This window comes from Sporosarcina beigongshangi, from assembly GCF_033485195.1.
GTDB lineage: Bacteria > Bacillota > Bacilli > Bacillales_A > Planococcaceae > Sporosarcina > Sporosarcina beigongshangi.
In genome coordinates this window covers 224,451-243,547 of the sequence record NZ_JAWLIR010000008.1, presented here as the reverse complement: position 1 = coordinate 243,547, position 19,097 = coordinate 224,451, and the positions used below count along the sequence as shown (strand labels likewise).

Here is a 19,097-nt window from a genome sequence, read left to right as displayed (position 1 = left end):
CATTTCTTGGAGAGGAGCATGTTAGATGTTTGAGAAACCGGAGGATGTTCGGATGACACGGAAGGAAATGGAGGAATACGGACGTAAAATTGATGCGAGAAATGTTGCGCATGAGCATGTTGAGGTACTGGAGGAAGAGCCTATTCAGGCGGTCAATCAAGCACCGCCACCGATGACTGAGGAAGAGGTGAAAAAGCGGGTTGGAGAACAGAACTATGCCAACGTACAGAAAGGAGAAACGATGTCTTCGATTAATAGTTGAAGGAAGGGGAAATCCTTGAAGTCGTCGAAGTAAGTAATGCAGGGAATTAAGGATATGGGGGATGTCGTTTTGTTCAAAACCATTGAAGAATTTTTCGGAAACTGGGGTCATGAAAGCGGCTCAACACAGAAAGTTTTAGATTTACTTACGAATTCGTCACTGACACAGGAAGTATCGCCACAGGATCGGACACTTGGGCGAATTGCTTGGCATGTTGTGACAACGCTTGACGAAATGGTATCACGTACTGGACTTCAGTTTGAGGCGGCAAGCCATGTGGCACCAGTTCCAACAACTGCTACTGAAATTGCAGATGCATACCGCTCATCAAGTGCCGCAATGGTTGCAGCTATGAAAGAGCATTGGACCGATGCAACATTGAATGACATGAAAGATATGTACGGAGAGCAATGGTCAGTTGCGACTATTCTCGAAATATTAGTCGCACATCAAACGCATCACCGTGGCCAAATGACTGTACTTATGCGACAAGCAGGATTACGCGTACCTGGTATTTACGGCCCGTCGCGTGAAGAATGGGCGGAGTTTGGTGGGGAAGCACCCGTGGTTTAATCATAAAACATGGCAGTACGTTAATTGGGTTACCGATTAACGTACTGCCTTTTAATTTGAAAACATACAAATCAGCTAACTGTAATCCGCCCATTATCCGACTTCAATCGAATTGTATGTTCACCGGCCCCAATAACTGTCCGAGAATTATGCTCACCCAATACATCGATTTTCCCGTGACCTGTTTTCGCATGGATGGAAACATTCGTAGCTACTTCTTTTGATTGGATAACGATGCTACCATTATCGGTCCGTAAATCGATATTACGGTCAAGATTATCCGTTTGCAGTGTGATCCGCCCATTGTCAGTCGTACCTACAATGGAGCCTGTGACATGCTCCATTTCGATGCGCCCGTTATCGGACTCAACACCAATACTTTCGGCATCGACATGACGCATTTCGATCCGTCCATTATCCGTTTTCATCCGCATATGGTCCGCTTGAACTTTATCCATCTCAATGCGCCCATTATCCGTTTCAGCAATTAACGTCGTTGAGGCAATTTCACGCAACTGAATCCGACCGTTATCCGTGTTGGCATCCATCTTTTTAGCAAGTAACTTCTCAGCATCAATCCGTCCATTATCCGTCTTCATGGCAAATGATTGGTAGAGCTTCTTGGGAATAAACACGTTAAGTGTCACCGCCTTTACATTAAAATTGAATAAGAATAACCAGCGGCTGATACTTTTTAGCCGGATAAACAACGTATCATTTACAACTTCCGCAGACAGCTTTAATTTGTCATTGGAACCAATTAGCTCAACTGTTGTCACGGAATTATGGGAAGGTCTTACGACAAGGGCGCCGTGTTGGACATTAATATTAACATTGGTAAATCGATCTTCTTGAATCGTAATGACTTCATTGGACGATGCAATGTCTATTTTATTTTCATTGAATGAATAGGATCCAAGTAACTCTTCAGCGATATTTGCCGGAGACCCAAGAGAGGCTGCAATGTCACTCTCTGATTTGCCATCCTCTCGTCCGTCGGTGAAATATTCCCGAATATCTTGAAGTATATCGTTGCGCTCCTCGGCAGGTAGTCGTTTCAAAGCCGCTTCTAGTTCACTTATAAATTGATTTTCAGTCATTTGTTACACCCTCCTCGATTAATGTATTAACGCCATCCGTGAAATTTTTCCACTCCGCTAACTGTTCGTGCAAATACGTACGACCAGCATCGGTCAGTTTGTAATATTTACGAGGAGGACCTTCCGTCGATTCCTGCAAATACGTCGTAAAATAGCCTTCCTTCGTTAATCGCCGAAGCAGGGGATAAACTGAGCCTTCAGAAATGGCAATCTGATCGGAAATCTTCTGCACAAGCTCGTATCCGTAGCGATCTTGCTTATCCAACAGAACAAGCACACATAAATTCAACACACCTTTTTTAAATTGCACGTTCATTTTACTCTCACTCCTTTCACTAGTGGTTAATGAATAGTACTGCCTCATGTAAAGTACTTACTAACAACAATATATCATATGGTATTATTCATTGCAAGGTACTGAAGTGACAAAATCTGAACTAATAAAAAAAGGTTGGAAGTCAGTATGTGTGCTATTATTAGGGAAAAGCTAGTGTGGGAAGACAACAATTTTATAGGAGGTTTTCAGATGAATAATAATGATATATTAATTCGATTAAGATATGCGTTTGATATAAAAGATGCAAGTATGGTAGAGATTTTTGAACTGGGCGGTATGGAAGTAACAAAAGAAGAAGTGCAAATGATGCTGAAAAAATCAGATGAGGATGAAGTGGGGATGGCATGCAGTAATGGTATGCTGGACTCATTTTTAAATGGTTTTATTATTTTTAAACGCGGCAAGCAAGCACCAAAGCCTGGACAAGCTGAAAAGCCAGCGGTAGCTATAAAAAGTAATGAAAATGTAAATAATATCGTTTTAAAGAAAGTGAAAATTGCACTGGCTTTAACGAGTGAGGACATCCTTGCAATCTTAGAAGAGGCAGGTATCACCATTACAAAAGGCGAATTGGGCGCTGTGCTACGAAAAGAAGGGCACAAGAATTATAAAGAGTGTGGGGACCGCTATGTTAGGAATTTCTTAAAAGGATTAGCTTTGAAATATCGGGATTAAGACCTGTATAAAAACCTCCTCCAATTAGTAATCGATTTTACTAATCGGAGGAGGTTTTATACAAGATGTTTTAAAGCCTCTCGCTTACTAAGCGGCTTTAACGAATGCTCCCCTACAAAATCTTTCACCATATCTGGATTGGTTTTGGCATACTCTCGCAGCGCCCAACCAATCGCTTTCTGGATGAAAAACTCCTTTGAATCAGTATGTTGCTTAATAATCGTAAATAACAGCTCCGTATCTGTCAGCTGCTTGAATTTTAATTGATGAAGAATCGCCGAACGGTTTATCCACATATTATCTGACTGTGACCATTTCAGCATGACTTTATCACCGTAGGCGCGATCCATTTTCACGAGTTGTCCTACAAAATGAGGTGCAATGGAGTCTACACTATCCCACCATGACTTTGTTTCAATCAACCGTTGTAAAGCGGGGAAATCATCCGGCGTTAGTTGTTTTTTCATTTTTTCTATTAGTGCAATTGCTGCATACTGATATTCGCGCTCCGGCAAGTTATACAATTTCCACACTTCATCAAAAAGTTGCTCGGGCTCAGGCAATGTATATTCGACGAAATGTTCTTTTAATAATTCCTTGCGAAGCGGGCTTTTGATGCCGAGAAAAGGGAAGTGCCCTTTCATATACGCCCCCATTGGCCCGGCCAATTCCTCATTGCGATTTGCTTCAAATTTCTCGATGATACCTTGGTGATTCCATGTTTTTTTCAATATAGTAGCCTCCCAGAAGGTCTTGAATATAGAAAGTGTATCATGAAAGCTAATAGCTTCCGGATAATTAAAAATGTTTTATTATTCAGAACGGGACACTTTACTTATTGAGAACAGACGTTTTATAATGAGGGAAAAGAAAAGGCGGTTATTATATTGGCGATGCTTGTTAAAGAACAACGTGAGGCTTACACTGGCGAACTTCTCGACTTGCGCAATGATTACGTCTTCAAATCTTTTTTCGGTGATAAACGGAATAAAAATTTATTATTGAAGTTCTTAAATGCGGTTTTAGATGTCGATATTCATGCAATTAAATTGACGGACCCCCATATCGAACGCAATCATCCAACAGACAAGAAGTCAATAATGGATGTACGTGTTCAAACAGCAAGTGGTGATCAAATCAACATTGAAATGCAAATGGCTGGTCATCGCGCATTTCCAGAACGCATGTACATGTATATGGCGAAAATGTATGTTAGTCAAGATGAAGCAGGAAAGAAATACAGTGATTATAGAAGGGCTGTTCAAATTATTATTACGAATTTCGAACTATTGGAAGAGGATGATTTTCATAATGTCTATAAAATCACGAATCAAAAATCAGGTTCAATCTTCACAACTCATTATGAAACCCATGTACTTGAGTTGCCAAAGTTAATAAAAGAAGATATAAAAGAAACAACCGAACTTGAAAAATGGCTGTTATTTTTGAAGAGTGATCAGCAAATAAAGGAGGCATTGGCGATGGAGAGTCCAACAATGAAGGAAGCGTTTGAGGAAATCGAAAGGCTGAGCCAAAACCCTGAAACACGCAGATTTGCAGCATTCAGAGAGCAGGAATTGAAAGATATCTTAGAGCGAGAAGAAGAGGCGAGGGAGCAGGGGATGGAACAAGAAAAACAAGAAACAGTAATTAGAATGTACAGTGATGGTATGTCTGTAGAGAGTATTACAAAATATGTGAATTTATCAAGGGATAAGGTTATAGAAATTATCAAGTTAATGGAACAATAAATTAGGCATCAATTTGAAGTGGAATGTTGCAAAAAAGCAGTACATTAGTCGAAAGTGGACTAAATGTACTGCTTTTTTGTGTCAGGTACTCAAAAAACGCATTAGTTTAAACTCCATGATTGAATGAGACTGGCATTATGTATTCATAGAATTGATAAACAAATTTGAAACTTTAAAGCCTTAGCAACGTAGAATTAGATGAGGAATTTCAAAGAAGGTGTGGTAAAAGTGGGGAAAATCATACTTATGGTTGTATTCATGGCAATAGTTTTGATTTCTTATCATTTAGTAACGAAAAATAACAAGAAACTCAAAAAGTTGCGAAAAGAATGGGAGACGGGGAATTTTCAGATACTCGATGAGCCTATCCAATCGGTTTCATCTTACTGGTCAAATAAGAAAAACAGCCAATCGAACTATGATGGCATCGATCAGTTAACATGGGATGACTTAGCGATGGATGAAGTTTTCGAAAAACTCAATTATACGCAATCCTCTGTAGGGGCAGAGTACTTATTTAATCAGCTGCGAGATATCAATCCATCTCTCGTACAGGCGCAAAACAATGAGGAATTATATAGCTTACTGGCAAGCAACCAAGAAGTAAGGGAAGAGCTTCTTCTTGTACTGTCAGGTCTAGGCAAGCGCAATTATACAAATTCGTCATCATCTTTCTTTGAAGAGCAAAGTGAAAAAATTAAACATGCAGCTATTTATTTCCTGCTTGCTCTATTGCCAATCCTATCGATTTTCCTGCTAATTTATAGTTTGAAGTATGGTGTTATAATTTTATTCGGCTCGTTCCTAGTAAACACCATCATTTATTATCGCAATAAATCGATGTTAGCAAATGATTTATTATCAGTGTCCTATGTAGCGGCAATCATCAAGGTGGCCAAAAGCTTAGGGTCCGTCAAACATAAGGAATTCACACCATATGCAAATGAATTCAAAGAAAAGGTACGACCTCTTAAAAAAATATTAACGTTGACAAATATCCTTGCATTTGGAAAAGATAGCGTTGGAGAATTCGATTTTTTATTTGAGTACATACGTATCCTGTTTTTATTAGATTTTATTTCCTATAATAAGATCATCAAAACAGTAGCGAATCATAAAGAGGAATACCGTCAAATATGGGAGTGTATTGGTGAACTTGACGCGGCAATTGCTGTCGCGTTTTATCGTAAATCATTGGATACCTATTGCACACCTATTTATTGTGATGAAGAAGAAATTTCATTCGAAAAAATGGCACACCCACTAATCGATAAACCCGTTACAAACACATCTATTCTCGGTAAAAGCACACTGATCACGGGCTCTAACGCTTCTGGAAAGTCCACGTACATTAAAGCAGTCGCTATTAATGCGATTTTGGCACAAACCATTAATACCGCGTTGGCGCAAAAGTGGACGATGAAACAGAGTTATATCGTGACATCTATGGCCATTCAGGACAATGTGCTAGATGGTGACAGCTATTTTATCGCAGAAATTAAATCGCTGAAACGAATTACGCAGTTAATTGAAGAAGGAAAGCCATGTCTTTCCTTTATTGATGAGATATTGAAAGGAACGAACACAATTGAGCGGATTGCTGCATCAGCAGCGATGATGGAATGGCTTTCTATGAATGAAGGGATGAATGTGATTGCGTCTCATGATATTGAATTGACCGATATTGCGAAACAGAGCTATTCAAATTATCATTTCAGGGAATCAATTGAAGACGGTGAAATCCGGTTTGATTATACGATTCATCCAGGGCCTTCAACAACAAGGAATGCGATTGGGCTTCTTGAAATACTTGGCTATCCGACAAGCATAACGGAAACAGCGAATGGGTTAGCGAGACATTTTACGAAACGGCGTGAGTGGGAAGAGATTAGGCGGGTATAAAAAGTGAATAAACAAATCGTACTATAGATTCAAATAAAGATTCCTATCAACAACGCTTGGCGCTAGGGGATGCCTCCCGTGATTAGCCAGACAGAAGATCACTGTCAGTCTAATCACTTCGGCTACCCCTGTTAGGCGCCTTCGCTGGAGATTAGGATAAGATCATAAGTTCAACTTATATAATAATTATTGGAGGAAGGAGTGATTCAAATGGATAGTAGCTATTTCGTTGGGTGGGGAACACTCGCATTAATTAATGCAGGACTAGCGCAAGGTAAAAATAGAAGTGGCTTTAACTGGTTTCTACTTTCTTTGATATTAGGACCTTTTGCAACGTTCTGTCTCCTTCTTGTAAGCAAAAGATAATTCACTTTACTGGTTTACATTATGGTAAACTATTTCTGAAGTCGAAATAAAAACGCCAAGGGGGAAATCATTTGTCTACTCAAGTAAAAATCATCTTTGCAAACGATCCAATCGTTACAAATAACGAGACAGTGAAGCAATTTGTTGCGAATCAAACACCGGGACATAGCTCTGTTTTAATTAAGGAAACGCATTATATCGTTGTGAAAGAATGCGCAGATGCGACACTTGAGAAAGTTCGTGCAACAGCAGGGAATATCGCCCGCGATGTCAGTGCACAAAAAGTTGACAAGGCAGTTATCGAAGATGGAATTTTAACGGCTGCGTTTGCTAATTTAGATAAAGGTGCTGTCATCACAGCGTTTGTGGAAGGTTGGCAGCTTGGTGCTTACCAGTTTGTTACATATAAATCGAATGTCACAGCTTTCCAAACTGTGCTTCAGGTAACAGGAAATGAAGTGCAAGCATTTGTGGATGCGGGGCAAATTCGTGCGGAAGCAACTTCTTTTTCACGTGATTTGATGAATGAACTATCCAATGTATTAAATCCAGAAACATTCCCAGAAGTATTGAAGAGCAACTTTGAAGGCACTGGTGTTGAAGTGAATGTGCTGGATAAAGATAAGCTCGTACAAATGGAAATGAACGGTGTTTTAACAGTTGGACGGGGTAGTATGTACAAGCCTGCTTTCGTTGAGCTTGTCTACAAAGGAGATACATCGAAGCCACTTGTTGCGCTTGTTGGAAAAGGCGTGACATTTGATACAGGCGGGATCAGTTTGAAGAGTGGTAAGGATTTGAGTGACATGCGTATGGATATGGGCGGTGCTGCTGCGGTTGCTGGAGCTTTTGACTTACTGGCGAAATCGAAAGCGGCCGTGAACGTCGTTGCACTCATTCCAATGGTGGAAAATAACATCGATCGTACATCCGTCCTACCAGGTGAAGTCATTACGTATAAAAACGGTTTGACTGTCCAAGTTGGTAATACGGACGCAGAGGGCCGTCTCATTTTAGCGGATGCACTTATTCGCGCAGGTGAGTGGAAAGCAGAGTATATCGTCAATATCGCCACACTAACTGGTGCAATCTGTAATGCGCTCGGTCTAGAATTGGCGGGCGTCTTTGGGGATGAACAACTTTCAGCAGATATGAAGAAAATCGGTGATTTCAACGGAGACTTCATCTGGCCAATGCCACTAGTTGAGGCTTACGACAAATCACTAGATAGCGATTATGCAGATATGAACAACATCAGTTCATTATCAGAGGCTGGTTCTATTACAGCCGCATTATTCCTTCGTCGCTTCGTTCCAAAAGACAGCAAATGGTTACATGTTGACATGGCCGGACCGATGGAAAAAAGCAGTGCAGCGGGCTACTACGCCAAATCTGCAACAGGCTATGGTGCACGTTTGCTAGCTGACTTTACAACATATGTTTCTAAGTAATAACGGGGTACTCAGTATAAAAACTGGGTACCTTTTTTATATTCAGTGTGTAAGTATTCGGATAACCGTTTATTCGGGACCTTTCTCATTTCAAAAGTAAGAAAAGAGTGGTATTCTTAATATAGTCGGAAACTCCTATATAAATCGCTATGCATTAACGGGTTATAAGGGGACAATAAAAACATATTTTAAATGAGGTAATATATATGGTTAGAACATTACGATTCTGGATCATGCTTTTGATATCATTCGCGATGATTGGTATACTCAGTATCACATTATTTTCTGGGTATTTTGTAGCAAAGGAAAACGTAATAAATAATACATTAGAGATCAATAAAGTCTATTCGATGAAATTGGCACGGCTCACGGAAGAGGTATTTAATGGGATGCGGAGCAATCTACAAGTTAAAGCCTCTGATATTGCTGCTAACATAAATGATGTAGAAGAACTATCGGAGAAACTGAGCGACTTAATAACAAGCAGTAAAAATTTTAATTCGCTCTCGGTTGTAGGGAGAGATGGTGTGGTACTTGCAACCTCGCCGGAATTAGGGATAATTGGAATGAAACTAGATACTGTAGGACCACGAGAAGCACTCCATGAAAGAAAACCCCTTATCTCTGTACCTTATAAAGCCTCAACGGGGAGGCTGCTCATTTTAGTCTCCACTCCACTATGGAATGAAAAAAATGAATACCTTGGCTTTTTGGCTGGAACAATTTATTTACAGGAGGATAATATCATCCAAGATATTCTCGACGAACATTTTTCGGAGGATGGTTCTTATGTTTGGGTAGTTGATAATCAAGGGATGTTGATCTATCATCCGAACATTGAACGAATTGGCAAATCAGTCGCACAAAATGAAGTTGCACAAAAAACAATGAAGCATGAGAGTGGAGTGCAAAAAGTTACAAACTCAGAAGGTAATGAATTTCTAGCTGGCTACACATTCATTAAGTCGAGCAAATGGGGAGTTGTTTCACAGACACCTTACGCGGTAAGTACCGCACCATTGGCAGGAATGGTTAACAAAATGTTACTGTATGCCTTGCCATTTGTTTTATTCTTATTCTTTTTGACCATTATTTTAACTAAAAAATTATCATCTCCGTTGCGTAAACTGGCAATGTATTCAGTAGAACTGAAAGAAAAAGGCGGTTTAAGTGAAGAAATCGACATTCCAACATGGTATTTCGAGGCAAAGCAACTGACTGAGACTATCCATGAGTATGCCAAAAAACAGGAGCAGACAGTTAAGGATTTCAAGGAACGCTCCTATACGGATCCGCTTACCGGCCTGAAGAATCGTAGATATGGAGAAGAAATGCTAGCCAAATGGGCCACGACAAAGAAAGAGTTTTCTATGATAATGATTGATATCGACCATTTTAAAAGAGTCAATGACACGTATGGCCATCATATTGGAGACGAAGTTCTAAAATTCCTTGCTGGAAAAATGAATGAGGTCGTTCGGGACGACGATGTCTGTGTCAGATTGGGTGGGGAAGAATTCATTATTTTACTCGCTAAAACAGACATTCAAGAAGCAATGATCGTTGCGGAAAGGTTACGAATCAATGTCTCTTCGGCGTTATGTCCAACGAATGAGTATTTGGCGATTTCATCAGGGGTTGCCACTTACGCAGACTTTAATGAATCAATAGAAGACTTATTCAACAGAGTAGATGTGGCTTTATATCGAGCTAAAACAGAAGGTAGAAATCGGGTCGTTCAATCGGAGAATGCTTAATAAAATCATAAAATAGGACCTCACTACTTTTCGTGAGGTCCTATTTTCGGTTATGTATGCTCTGCAAGGGTTTTCTGATTGATATAAGTAGAATATGTATGTATAAAAAAACGCCTTCCACACAAAGAAATCCTATGTGGAAAGCGATTTTTTATTCACAAATGAGTATTTGTCTGGAAAACGTACCTTTTCTAGCGACACAACGATCAACGATACGAAACCCAGCTTCTTCAATCATATGGTCAATGGTGTCAATCGTGACAATGATAACTTTCTTCGTGAAACCACGTGCTTCTTTAATAATTTCAAGCTGCTCATCAGCTGTAATATGGGTAAATAAATTATAGGGCATATCAATAATTGTTACATCGTAGTTGTCAGTAACCTCGGCAATTGGCCCGACAGCTACATCGCCTGTCAATCCAAAATGGGCAATGTTTTTTCGCGAACCTAACACGACACGTCGGTTAATATCCCGACCGACGATGTTGATGCCCATCGATAATGCCTCCACCAATACCGTTCCAATTCCACAACAAGGGTCAATAGCTCGAACGCCTTTAGGATGCGGCACCGCAATATTGGCAACTGCCCTCGCAACGCGCGTGCTTAAAGCCGTCGAATACATATGGGGTTTTTGCTGGTGATGAAACCAGATGTTTTCGCTAACCATCAGTTTGCCAAAATACCATTTGTCATCCAACGTGACGACGCCAAATACAGTGTCAGGTGAATCTAAATCAGGTTCACCGTTTATACATAAGCCTATCTGGCGTTCGAGCTTACGTCGCTCTGCGTGCTCAATCTTACCCGTAGCACCCAATTCCGTTGTATTCAAGCAAACCACTTTAAATGTAGATTCGCCCAAATCTACCTGTTCAACTTGTGTCGTAATCTGTTCAAAAAGATCTCCCACATAGAGAACTTCCAGCCGCTCGTTCATAAACGGACTGCGACTCGGATTAATCTCTATGGTACTTTTCAAAACGTTTGAAGGGGAATCGATGCCGAAAAATGCTCGCATTTCCATGCGACATAAATCATGCTCATCCCTATGTCGTATATAGGTGTAAATAAATTCCTTGTTCCTCAATCAATTCCCATCCTTCACTGCGCTGCCTCGATGACTTCCAGCATGTTGAAAACGAAACGATAAATCGTCATATAAATATCTTCAAATGACTGTGCATCGTTAAAACCTTCTATATAATCTAAAGCGAAATTGACGTCCCATAGCCCGTCTTCACCAGAAAACATCACGCTGTATTTTGCGCCGTCCCCTTGCAAGTGGTTATCCAGATAGGCTTTAATATCAGCCCCGAATTTTTTTTGAAGTTTCAATCCGAATAATGCGGTATACGTTTCAAAAACCTCGTCGAATTCTAGCGCAACAGCATCGACGCGAATAACTTCAAAAATATTTGATTCTGCATAGACAAATTGGCTGTGGTGTTTCTTTAAATAGGAAACAGTTTCGCTCAAAAAGCCACGTGCCTCTGTACCGACTAATTCCTCTGTCTCTTTATCACAGCGTTCAAGTACGTTTGCGTAAAATGTTTTCTCTGCCGCAGCTATACCTTTGGGAAGTAATTGATGCTTCTCGGCATAGTCTTTTTCAAAGTCGAATAACTCAATTTTGTTAGTACGTGTATTGTCTGTAATATATTGTTCCATCTGTTTTTTCAACAATTCAAATCAGCTCCTTCTCTTGGAGAGGATTGTATTTTCCTCTTCGTATAGTATAACTTACATTGTGCCATTAGGCTTTTATTTCATTACACAAAAATGGATTGGTTTATACATAAGACTATCCTTATTTTATCGTTAAAGGTATTATTAAAAGGCTAGGGATTGCTAAATAACAAACGACAACATGAGAAAAAATAAATAGTTAGATAAGATAGGTGGATGTAAGTATGAAAAGAAGTGAAAGAAAAAAATCGAAACGTAAAGGACTGAGAAACTTTTTCTTGGTCACTGCAATAATTTTAGTAACAGGGATTATTTATTGGGTGTATCAATACAATAGTGGGCAGTCTCTTGCGGGTGAAGGGATTGATAAGGAAGCTAACACAGAATTCGAGCCATTTGAGGCGGAGGATCCACAATTCGGTGAGATTAATGTTCTGCTTTTAGGAAGTGATGCCCGAGGGAATGATGAAGATGCACGTTCAGACTCCTTAATGATTGCCCATTATAATCAAACGACAAATGAAGTGAAGCTAGTTTCGGTTATGAGAGATACCTATGTCGAAATTCCAGAGTACGGCTATCAAAAAATAAATACTGCCTTTGCTTTAGGTGGTCCGGAGCTTGTGCGGAAAACAATTAAGCATAATTTTGACGTGGATGTTCACTATTACGCAATGGTCGATTTCACAGGGTTTCCTAAAATTATTGACGTAGTGGCTCCGGATGGCATTGAAGTTGACATTCAAAAGACGATGTCTCATGGAATTGGAATGACATTAAAGCCTGGGAAGCAAGTGTTACACGGCGAACAGCTACTCGGCTACGTGCGTTATCGCAATGATATTAAAAGTGATTATGGACGCGTAGAACGTCAGCAAGAAGTGTTGTCTAAAGTGAAAGACCAAGCGATTAGTGTGCATAGTTTGTTAAATTTGCCGAAAATATTAGGTGTTGTCAATCCTTATATTGATACGAATGTTGATAATCGTACAATTCTTGCAATCGGTAAAGGGATGCTTACTGGAAAAAAACAAGGTATGGAAACAATGCGGATACCTGTCGAAAATTCATTTAAAGAGGAACGCCTAAATCGAGTAGGGGAAGTGCTTACTATCGATTTTGAGCAAAATAAGCAAGCGCTGCAAGAGTTTTTGTCAGCGAAAGCTGAAGTAAATGATGATGAAGTGGATGAAGTAAATCCTTAATAAAAAATAGAGCTCTCCTAAAAAGTCATTGAACATGATTTTTTGGGATAGCTCTATTTTTATTCCACATCAAATGCACAATCACTAACACTTGGAATGAAAACAATTTGTGAATGATATATAGGTGGATTGAACTGTTGCTGTGGCCGCATTTTGCATGTCAGGCGAATGACCTTCCTTGAATAAACTATCACGAATTAGGAAATAGTGAGCCTAATTAGACATGAGAAAAAAGAAGGTGAAAGAGATGAGTTTTTGGGATAATAATAATAAGAAAGTAACTAATTCTAGATCTGCACAGAATGACAATGTTCTTATTACGATTGACATGATCAAGAAAGAACTAGATGGAATTAACGACGCTGTATGTAAAGATATTCAAACCCCGGAAGAGCTTGTGACAATTATATATTTTAGTTCACTTATCGAAAAACTTACGCTGCATAGAACGGTTGTTCATCCCTTGTTAACTAGAAATGAAGGCTTGGTAAAATTTGCTGATGTCCCCCCGAAAATCAATCTTGCAGACATTATATCTACCATCATTGAAGGAAATACGATTGTTTATTTTCATACTAAAAATCTTTTCGCAATTGTGAATACATATAGCCCACCTACGAGTTCAATTATTGGATCTGATACTGAATCGAGTGTCATTGGCCCGCAAGATGCTTTTACGGAATCGCTGCAAACAAACTTGTCATTAATAAAAAGACGGATTCAAAATTCGGGTTTGAAAAGTGAGAACTATATTGTAGGAACGGAAACAAATACGAAAATCTCTGTCGTTTATATGGAGCATATTGTGAATATGGATAATTTGAATCGAGTATATACAAAAATAGCTGCCATAAAACATCCAGGATTCAATGACATCTCCATTTTACAACAGCTAATGGATGACCATCCATTCTCCCCAATCCCGCAATATCTTGCGACGGTAAGACCCGACGCTGTTGCATCCTATTTAATAGATGGTCGCATCGCAATATTTATGAATAATAGTCAGGCAGTCATGATTTGCCCCATTTCATTTTTTGAACTGTTTACTTCACCTGAGGATTCCTATAATCGTTGGACGACGGCCTCGCTTCTTAGGATTCTTCGTTTTTTTGGGTTCTTTTTATCCGTCATATTAACACCTACTTATATCTCCGTGCTGACCCATCATCCAGAAATGCTTCCTTTTAATGCATTATTAAACTTACAAGAATCCAGAGGTAGGGTGCCTTTTCCACCTATTCTGGAAGTCCTATTTATGGAGCTTGTAATTGAAATACTAAGAGAGGCCGGTACACGAATGCCGACAAAGATTGGACAAACGATTGGTATTGTTGGCGGGATTGTTATTGGAACCGCCGCCGTTGAAGCAAGTCTGGTGAGTAATGTACTCATCGTTATCGTTGCAATTTCGGCTTTGCTTTCCTTTTTATCGCCCAATTTTATTATGAGTAACTCGAATCGTTCTATTCGCTATATTTTTATAGTAGCCGCTGGCATGTTCGGACTATATGGTCAGATGATTGCATTCGCATGGCTTTTTCATCATTTATTAACCTTAACTTCTTTAGGTACACCCTTTATGGCACCTGTTTTACCAAGAAAATGGTCTGACCTTCCTAACAGCGTCATCCGTGCCCCCTTCTTTTTTGATAAAGGAAAGTCGGGTATTTCTAATGTACAAAGTAAAAAAGCACCTCCTGTAGAAAAGGAGGGGTAAGCAATGGACAAAGACAAATTAAAAGTTTTGAATCATTACCATGTTGTATTTCTTATTCAGAATGTGATGGTGGGAACGACAGTCTTATCATTGCCGAATCGATTAAGTTCAATGGGGTATAGTCAGTGGTGGATGCCGCTATTGTTTGGCGTTATTGCAAACATTGTACTCATTCCGATGATATGGCTTGGTCTACAATATCGTGATGATAATTTATTTGTTATTCATGAAAAACTACTTGGTAAATGGCTTGGGAAAAGTATAAATGTTTTTCTACTCGTCTATTTCATCGTAGTGATAGCAGCGGTCTGTGCAAGTTATCTTCAATTAATACAAGTTGTAGCACTTATAGACAGAACAATCACAGGACCCTTGATTATATTTTTACTTATGCTCATTTACATTGTAAACGGCGGCATTAAATCAGTCGCGCGGTTTTGTATCATGGCTTTTTTTCTAACAATAGGAACTGTTTTTATTTTGAAATGGGGATTTGTTGAAGGGGAAATTAGTCATATGTTTCCTATTTTTAACTTCAATTCACAGGAGTTTTACACAGCAACTAAAAAAGGCTTAATGGCGGTCGGTGGTTTCGAATTAATATCGTTTTATTTTCCACATATCATCCATCAAAACAAAGCTTTGAGACATGCATCACTTGGCATTTGGTTATGTGTCTTGTTCACCTTCCTCTTTACATTCATAAGTGTGATGTATTTTTCAGAGTGGCAACTTAGAGAACTATTGTATCCTGTTTTAAATTTGTTTAAAGAAGTTGAGTTATCTTTTCTGGAGCGAATCGACGTGCTAGGCATCACGTTATGGGTATTTCTTATTTTATCTACGACTGCTGCTTATTTATGGGTTGCAAAGAAAGGAGTAGATTCGATTCTTTCAAAATCGAAGAGTGCTCATATTTACATGATTGTGGTTGTTGTCTATCTAATCGTCCAAATTCCATTTATGCAAGAGTTTCAAAAGCTACTATTTGAACGTGTTTTTTACATCATGTATGCCATGTTTGTATGGCCAATCCTTTTGTGTACCATTCACGTTATGAAACCAAAAAGAACGAGGGGTTAAGATGAAGAAAATCATTTTATTACTGTGCGTACTATCAACACTATATACAGTGGGATGCACGCGGGAAGGTCAGCGTTCTTCCGTGGAAGATTTAGCATTGGTAAGTAGTGTGGGTCTTGACTATGTGAATGAAAAAGAAATCAGGATGACTGTATCAATACCACAACCAAGAGGAGAATCTCCAGTACTTACAGAAGTCTATTCAGTCAACACAGAAATGATTCAAGAGGGGCTTGTCAATATATCATCTGAAGCTGATAAAATGATTATTTTAAACCAGTTACGAACAATCTTATTCAATGAGGAGTTTGCAAAGAGTGGCAAAGTAACGAAAGTAATTGAACATTTTTATAGGGATTCAACGATCGGCAACAAAGTTCGTCTCGTCATTGTAAAAGATAAAGCGGAGGAAGTATTGAGGGCTGATTATCCAGAGAATGAACATATGGATGCTTATTTGAATGATTTATTTCAACCCAAACTTCATAATTCTTTTAGTCCCTTTACTTCGATTAATGATTATATAAGCGATCAGGAAAGTCCGATTTATCATACGATGATTCCTTACTTAGAAAAAAAGGAGAAATCACTTAAAATTATTGGTATCGCTTTATTTAATGATGAAAAAATGATTCAAACAATTTCGAATCAGGAATCGCTACTTATTCAGGCGTTGAAAGGACTTGAAAAACTTTCGCCTATCGCCATTAAATTTAAGGAAACTGAACAGGATCAACAACTTCTTGTCGAACAAATTGAAAACGTTTTAAAAGTGAAAAGCAATAAAAATATTGACTCTCCGAAATTAGATATATCCCTCAAATTAGAAGGAGTAATAGTTGAATATAAAGGGAAACGAGATTTAAGTAAAAATGAAGAAAATAAAAAGCTTGAAAAAGAAATTAATAAACATATTGCAAAAGAGATAGAAGACTTGCTAAAAAAACTTCAGGAATCGGAAGTTGACCCAGTTGGTTTTAGTGAGTATTTTAGAATGTATCACAAAGGAAAATGGACAGATGATTTAACAATGAAAGTGATTCGATCAGCAGAATATAAGGTGAATGTGAAATTTAAAATTCTTAACACAGGTACCTTGAAGTAAATAAAAAAACTTGGAAAGAACAATGATTGTCCTTTCCAAGTACGATTATCCCATGATATTATAGCCAGCATCGACGTAAATAATTTCGCCAGTCACACCGCGAGACAGATTGCTTAAAACAGCAATCGTCATATCCGCGACCTCTTCCTGTGTAACATTACGTTTAAGAGGTGCTTTCTCCTCGATTTGAGTCAAAATTGTATTAAAGGAAGGTACTCCTTTTGCTGACAATGTTCGAATGGCTCCTGCCGATATTGCATTGACACGAATATTTTCTTTTCCTAAATCATAGGCCAAGTATTTGACCGAGGATTCCAATGCTGCTTTCGCAACTCCCATCACGTTATAGCCATCCAATACACGTTCAGCGCCTAAATAGCTCATTGTGACAATTGAGCCACCCTCTGTCATAAATGGACGAGCTTGTTTTGCTGTCGCAATTAATGAATAAGCACTAGTATCCTGTGCAAATGCAAAACCACTTCTTGTCGTTTCTACAAAATCATTTTTCAAATCCTCAGCATGTGCAAAGGCGAGTGAATGTACAACTCCATGAATGGTACCAACTTCTGCACCAATTTGTGAAAATGCTGCATGAATACTGTCGTCTTCATTGACATCGCATTGCACAATTAGTTTAGCGTCGTAGCCATCTGCACTGATTAGTTTCTCCAATTTGACGAGCGAACGCTCTTTACGGTATGTGAAAATGACATTTGCACCGACAGTAAAGAGGGCTTTTGCAACTCCCCACGCAAGACTCCGTTCATTCGCAACACCCATGACAACTATATTTTTACCTTTTAATTTCAATAAATCTTCCATAGTAACCTCCCCAATAAATAGCTGATACCTATTATTAGTACCAGATGCTAATTGGATTATAACATATTTATGAAGAAAATGTGAATGTCTGTTTTGGACCACATCCTTGTAAAGGAACTCAAAGGTAATGACTCTTGAAAACGTATACAATATTGAAATGTTTGCAATAAATAAAAATACAGTTGACTTTATAATTATGCATACATATAATAAGTCTAACTTGTAATGAGGGGTGACTGTAATGAAGGTAGGAATCATTGGTGCTTCGGGGTATGGTGGGCTTGAACTCATCCGGCTATTGCATAATCATCCCGAAATTGAACAACTTGACTTATTCACGTCTTCGGAAGAAGGAACCGTGTTTTCGCATAAGTATTCACATCTTATGAATATAGTAGATCGGCCGCTTCAGAAAATAGAGCAGGAAAAACTAGTCCAATTCGATGTTGTTTTTTCGAGTGCACCTGCTGGCGTGGCGAGTCACTTGTTGCCACCGTTAATTGGCAAAGGACCAAAACTGATTGACTTGTCCGGTGATTTTAGATTAAAAGATGTAGCACAATATGAACAATGGTATAACAAGCAAGCTGCTCCACAGGAGGCCGTTGCGCAAAGTGTTTATGGTTTAACAGAATGGAACCGTGATGCGATTCAGGAGTCGCAGTTAATCGCAAATCCGGGTTGTTATCCAACAGCTGTCTTGTTGTCATTACTGCCATTACTCAAAAATAATTTAATTGATGCGAGTGGTTTGATCATCGATGCAAAAAGTGGTGTATCTGGTGCTGGAAACCAACCAAGTCAAATGACCCATTTTAGTGAAACGAATGAAAATACAGCAATCTATAAAATACATCAACATCAGCATATTCCTGAAATTGAACAAGCGTTTGGATTGTTTGCACAACAAGCACCACCGATTACATTTACAACGCATCTTGTACCGATGACACGGGGAATTTTGGCGACAAGTTATGCGCCAGTCCAGGATGGGGTCACAGAAGCACAGCTTGTCGAGTGCTTACAGCAAACTTATGCAAACCATCCATTTGTCCGTGTGTTACAAGAAACAACGAAATTTGGGACCAATCAAGTATACGGCTCCAATTATTGTGATCTGCACGTCAAAGTAGACCCACGGACGAATCGAGCCACCATTGTTTCCGTTATCGATAATTTAGTAAAAGGGGCGGCGGGGCAAGCGATTCAAAATATGAATGTCCAATTGGGCTTTGAAGAAATGACTGGTTTGGCTTTTGTCCCGGCATTCATTTGACCAACAAGGCGCATTTG

The 19,097-nt window shown here is 39.1% G+C and carries 18 protein-coding genes; 12 read left to right on the top strand and 6 right to left on the bottom strand.

All coding sequences use genetic code 11. The annotated features are described in order from the left end of the window. The first annotated feature begins 25 nt into the window (after window positions 1-25). Both R2B77_RS07035 and R2B77_RS07030 read left to right on the top strand, forming a co-directional pair. On the top strand, window positions 26-262 hold the full coding sequence (locus tag R2B77_RS07035) for a hypothetical protein (RefSeq protein ID WP_203247021.1): 237 nt from the start codon (window positions 26-28) through the stop codon (window positions 260-262). A 69-nt stretch (window positions 263-331) separates the two neighbouring features. Then, entirely contained in the window at window positions 332-835 is a 504-nt protein-coding gene (locus R2B77_RS07030; RefSeq protein WP_203247022.1) for a DinB family protein, read from the top strand. 71 nt (window positions 836-906) lie between these two features. Here R2B77_RS07030 and R2B77_RS07025 read toward each other — a convergent pair whose 3' ends face one another. Both R2B77_RS07025 and R2B77_RS07020 read right to left on the bottom strand, forming a co-directional pair. After that, on the bottom strand, window positions 907-1,935 hold the full coding sequence (locus R2B77_RS07025) for a DUF4097 family beta strand repeat-containing protein (protein WP_203247023.1): 1,029 nt from the start codon (window positions 1,933-1,935) through the stop codon (window positions 907-909). Then, window positions 1,928-2,251: a PadR family transcriptional regulator gene (locus R2B77_RS07020; RefSeq protein WP_212391342.1), complete on the bottom strand. Its 324-nt coding sequence runs from the start codon at window positions 2,249-2,251 to the stop codon at window positions 1,928-1,930. The genes R2B77_RS07025 and R2B77_RS07020 overlap by 8 nt, the downstream gene beginning before the upstream one ends. Before the next feature lie 210 nt (window positions 2,252-2,461). Here R2B77_RS07020 and R2B77_RS07015 point away from each other — a divergent pair, with 210 nt between their 5' ends. Next, window positions 2,462-2,947, top strand: coding sequence for a YehS family protein (locus R2B77_RS07015; protein ID WP_203247025.1), 486 nt, complete (start codon window positions 2,462-2,464; stop codon window positions 2,945-2,947). 56 nt (window positions 2,948-3,003) lie between these two features. On the opposite strand, the gene R2B77_RS07010 is transcribed toward R2B77_RS07015, so the two are convergent. Then, window positions 3,004-3,678, bottom strand: a complete 675-nt coding sequence (locus R2B77_RS07010; RefSeq protein WP_203247026.1) for a DNA alkylation repair protein — start codon at window positions 3,676-3,678, stop codon at window positions 3,004-3,006. A gap of 162 nt (window positions 3,679-3,840) precedes the next feature. Between R2B77_RS07010 and R2B77_RS07005 the strand changes: the two genes are divergently transcribed. The 4 genes from R2B77_RS07005 (at window position 3,841) to R2B77_RS06990 (ending at window position 10,174) form a co-directional block, all read left to right on the top strand. Beyond that, entirely contained in the window at window positions 3,841-4,698 is an 858-nt protein-coding gene (locus R2B77_RS07005; protein WP_232843445.1) for an Rpn family recombination-promoting nuclease/putative transposase, read from the top strand. 228 nt (window positions 4,699-4,926) lie between these two features. After that, a complete protein-coding gene (locus R2B77_RS07000) occupies window positions 4,927-6,600 on the top strand; it encodes a MutS-related protein (RefSeq protein WP_203247028.1) in 1,674 nt (557 codons plus the stop codon). A gap of 437 nt (window positions 6,601-7,037) precedes the next feature. Next, window positions 7,038-8,417: a leucyl aminopeptidase family protein gene (locus R2B77_RS06995; RefSeq protein WP_203247029.1), complete on the top strand. Its 1,380-nt coding sequence runs from the start codon at window positions 7,038-7,040 to the stop codon at window positions 8,415-8,417. A 206-nt stretch (window positions 8,418-8,623) separates the two neighbouring features. After that, window positions 8,624-10,174, top strand: a complete 1,551-nt coding sequence (locus R2B77_RS06990; RefSeq protein WP_203247030.1) for a sensor domain-containing diguanylate cyclase — start codon at window positions 8,624-8,626, stop codon at window positions 10,172-10,174. Window positions 10,175-10,325: 151 nt separating this feature from the next. Here R2B77_RS06990 and R2B77_RS06985 read toward each other — a convergent pair whose 3' ends face one another. Further along, complete coding sequence (locus R2B77_RS06985; RefSeq protein ID WP_203247031.1) at window positions 10,326-11,267, bottom strand: TRM11 family SAM-dependent methyltransferase; 942 nt, start codon at window positions 11,265-11,267, stop codon at window positions 10,326-10,328. Window positions 11,268-11,281: 14 nt separating this feature from the next. Next, window positions 11,282-11,863, bottom strand: coding sequence for a hypothetical protein (locus tag R2B77_RS06980; RefSeq protein ID WP_203247032.1), 582 nt, complete (start codon window positions 11,861-11,863; stop codon window positions 11,282-11,284). A 227-nt stretch (window positions 11,864-12,090) separates the two neighbouring features. Here R2B77_RS06980 and R2B77_RS06975 point away from each other — a divergent pair, with 227 nt between their 5' ends. From R2B77_RS06975 to R2B77_RS06960, 4 genes are all read left to right on the top strand, one after another. Next, window positions 12,091-13,071, top strand: coding sequence for an LCP family protein (locus R2B77_RS06975; RefSeq protein WP_203247033.1), 981 nt, complete (start codon window positions 12,091-12,093; stop codon window positions 13,069-13,071). Window positions 13,072-13,318: 247 nt separating this feature from the next. Next, window positions 13,319-14,791, top strand: coding sequence for a spore germination protein (locus tag R2B77_RS06970; RefSeq protein ID WP_203247034.1), 1,473 nt, complete (start codon window positions 13,319-13,321; stop codon window positions 14,789-14,791). Between the two features lie 3 nt (window positions 14,792-14,794). Next, on the top strand, window positions 14,795-15,874 hold the full coding sequence (locus R2B77_RS06965; protein ID WP_203247035.1) for a GerAB/ArcD/ProY family transporter: 1,080 nt from the start codon (window positions 14,795-14,797) through the stop codon (window positions 15,872-15,874). 1 nt (window position 15,875) lies between these two features. After that, window positions 15,876-16,979 carry a Ger(x)C family spore germination protein gene (locus R2B77_RS06960; RefSeq protein WP_203247036.1) on the top strand — a complete coding sequence of 368 codons (1,104 nt, stop codon included), beginning with the start codon at window positions 15,876-15,878 and terminating at the stop codon, window positions 16,977-16,979. A gap of 45 nt (window positions 16,980-17,024) precedes the next feature. Here the strand turns inward: R2B77_RS06960 and R2B77_RS06955 are convergent, their stop codons facing one another. Continuing rightward, window positions 17,025-17,804, bottom strand: a complete 780-nt coding sequence (locus R2B77_RS06955; protein WP_203247037.1) for an enoyl-ACP reductase FabI — start codon at window positions 17,802-17,804, stop codon at window positions 17,025-17,027. A 241-nt stretch (window positions 17,805-18,045) separates the two neighbouring features. Between R2B77_RS06955 and argC the strand changes: the two genes are divergently transcribed. Next, complete coding sequence (argC, locus tag R2B77_RS06950) at window positions 18,046-19,080, top strand: N-acetyl-gamma-glutamyl-phosphate reductase (protein WP_203247038.1); 1,035 nt, start codon at window positions 18,046-18,048, stop codon at window positions 19,078-19,080. Window positions 19,081-19,097 lie beyond the last annotated feature (17 nt).

What these genes read in the sequence shown, in the direction of transcription:
- R2B77_RS07035 (WP_203247021.1), top strand. Translation starts at nt 26, where the DNA reads ATGTTTGAGAAACCGGAGGATGTTCGGATGACACGGAAGGAAATGGAG.
- R2B77_RS07025 (WP_203247023.1), bottom strand. Translation starts at nt 1,935, where the DNA reads ATGACTGAAAATCAATTTATAAGTGAACTAGAAGCGGCTTTGAAACGA.
- R2B77_RS07020 (WP_212391342.1), bottom strand. Translation starts at nt 2,251, where the DNA reads ATGAACGTGCAATTTAAAAAAGGTGTGTTGAATTTATGTGTGCTTGTT.
- R2B77_RS07015 (WP_203247025.1), top strand. Translation starts at nt 2,462, where the DNA reads ATGAATAATAATGATATATTAATTCGATTAAGATATGCGTTTGATATA.
- R2B77_RS07005 (WP_232843445.1), top strand. Translation starts at nt 3,841, where the DNA reads ATGCTTGTTAAAGAACAACGTGAGGCTTACACTGGCGAACTTCTCGAC.
- R2B77_RS06990 (WP_203247030.1), top strand. Translation starts at nt 8,624, where the DNA reads ATGGTTAGAACATTACGATTCTGGATCATGCTTTTGATATCATTCGCG.
- R2B77_RS06975 (WP_203247033.1), top strand. Translation starts at nt 12,091, where the DNA reads ATGAAAAGAAGTGAAAGAAAAAAATCGAAACGTAAAGGACTGAGAAAC.
- R2B77_RS06970 (WP_203247034.1), top strand. Translation starts at nt 13,319, where the DNA reads ATGAGTTTTTGGGATAATAATAATAAGAAAGTAACTAATTCTAGATCT.
- R2B77_RS06965 (WP_203247035.1), top strand. Translation starts at nt 14,795, where the DNA reads ATGGACAAAGACAAATTAAAAGTTTTGAATCATTACCATGTTGTATTT.
- R2B77_RS06960 (WP_203247036.1), top strand. Translation starts at nt 15,876, where the DNA reads ATGAAGAAAATCATTTTATTACTGTGCGTACTATCAACACTATATACA.
- R2B77_RS06955 (WP_203247037.1), bottom strand. Translation starts at nt 17,804, where the DNA reads ATGGAAGATTTATTGAAATTAAAAGGTAAAAATATAGTTGTCATGGGT.
- argC (WP_203247038.1), top strand. Translation starts at nt 18,046, where the DNA reads ATGAAGGTAGGAATCATTGGTGCTTCGGGGTATGGTGGGCTTGAACTC.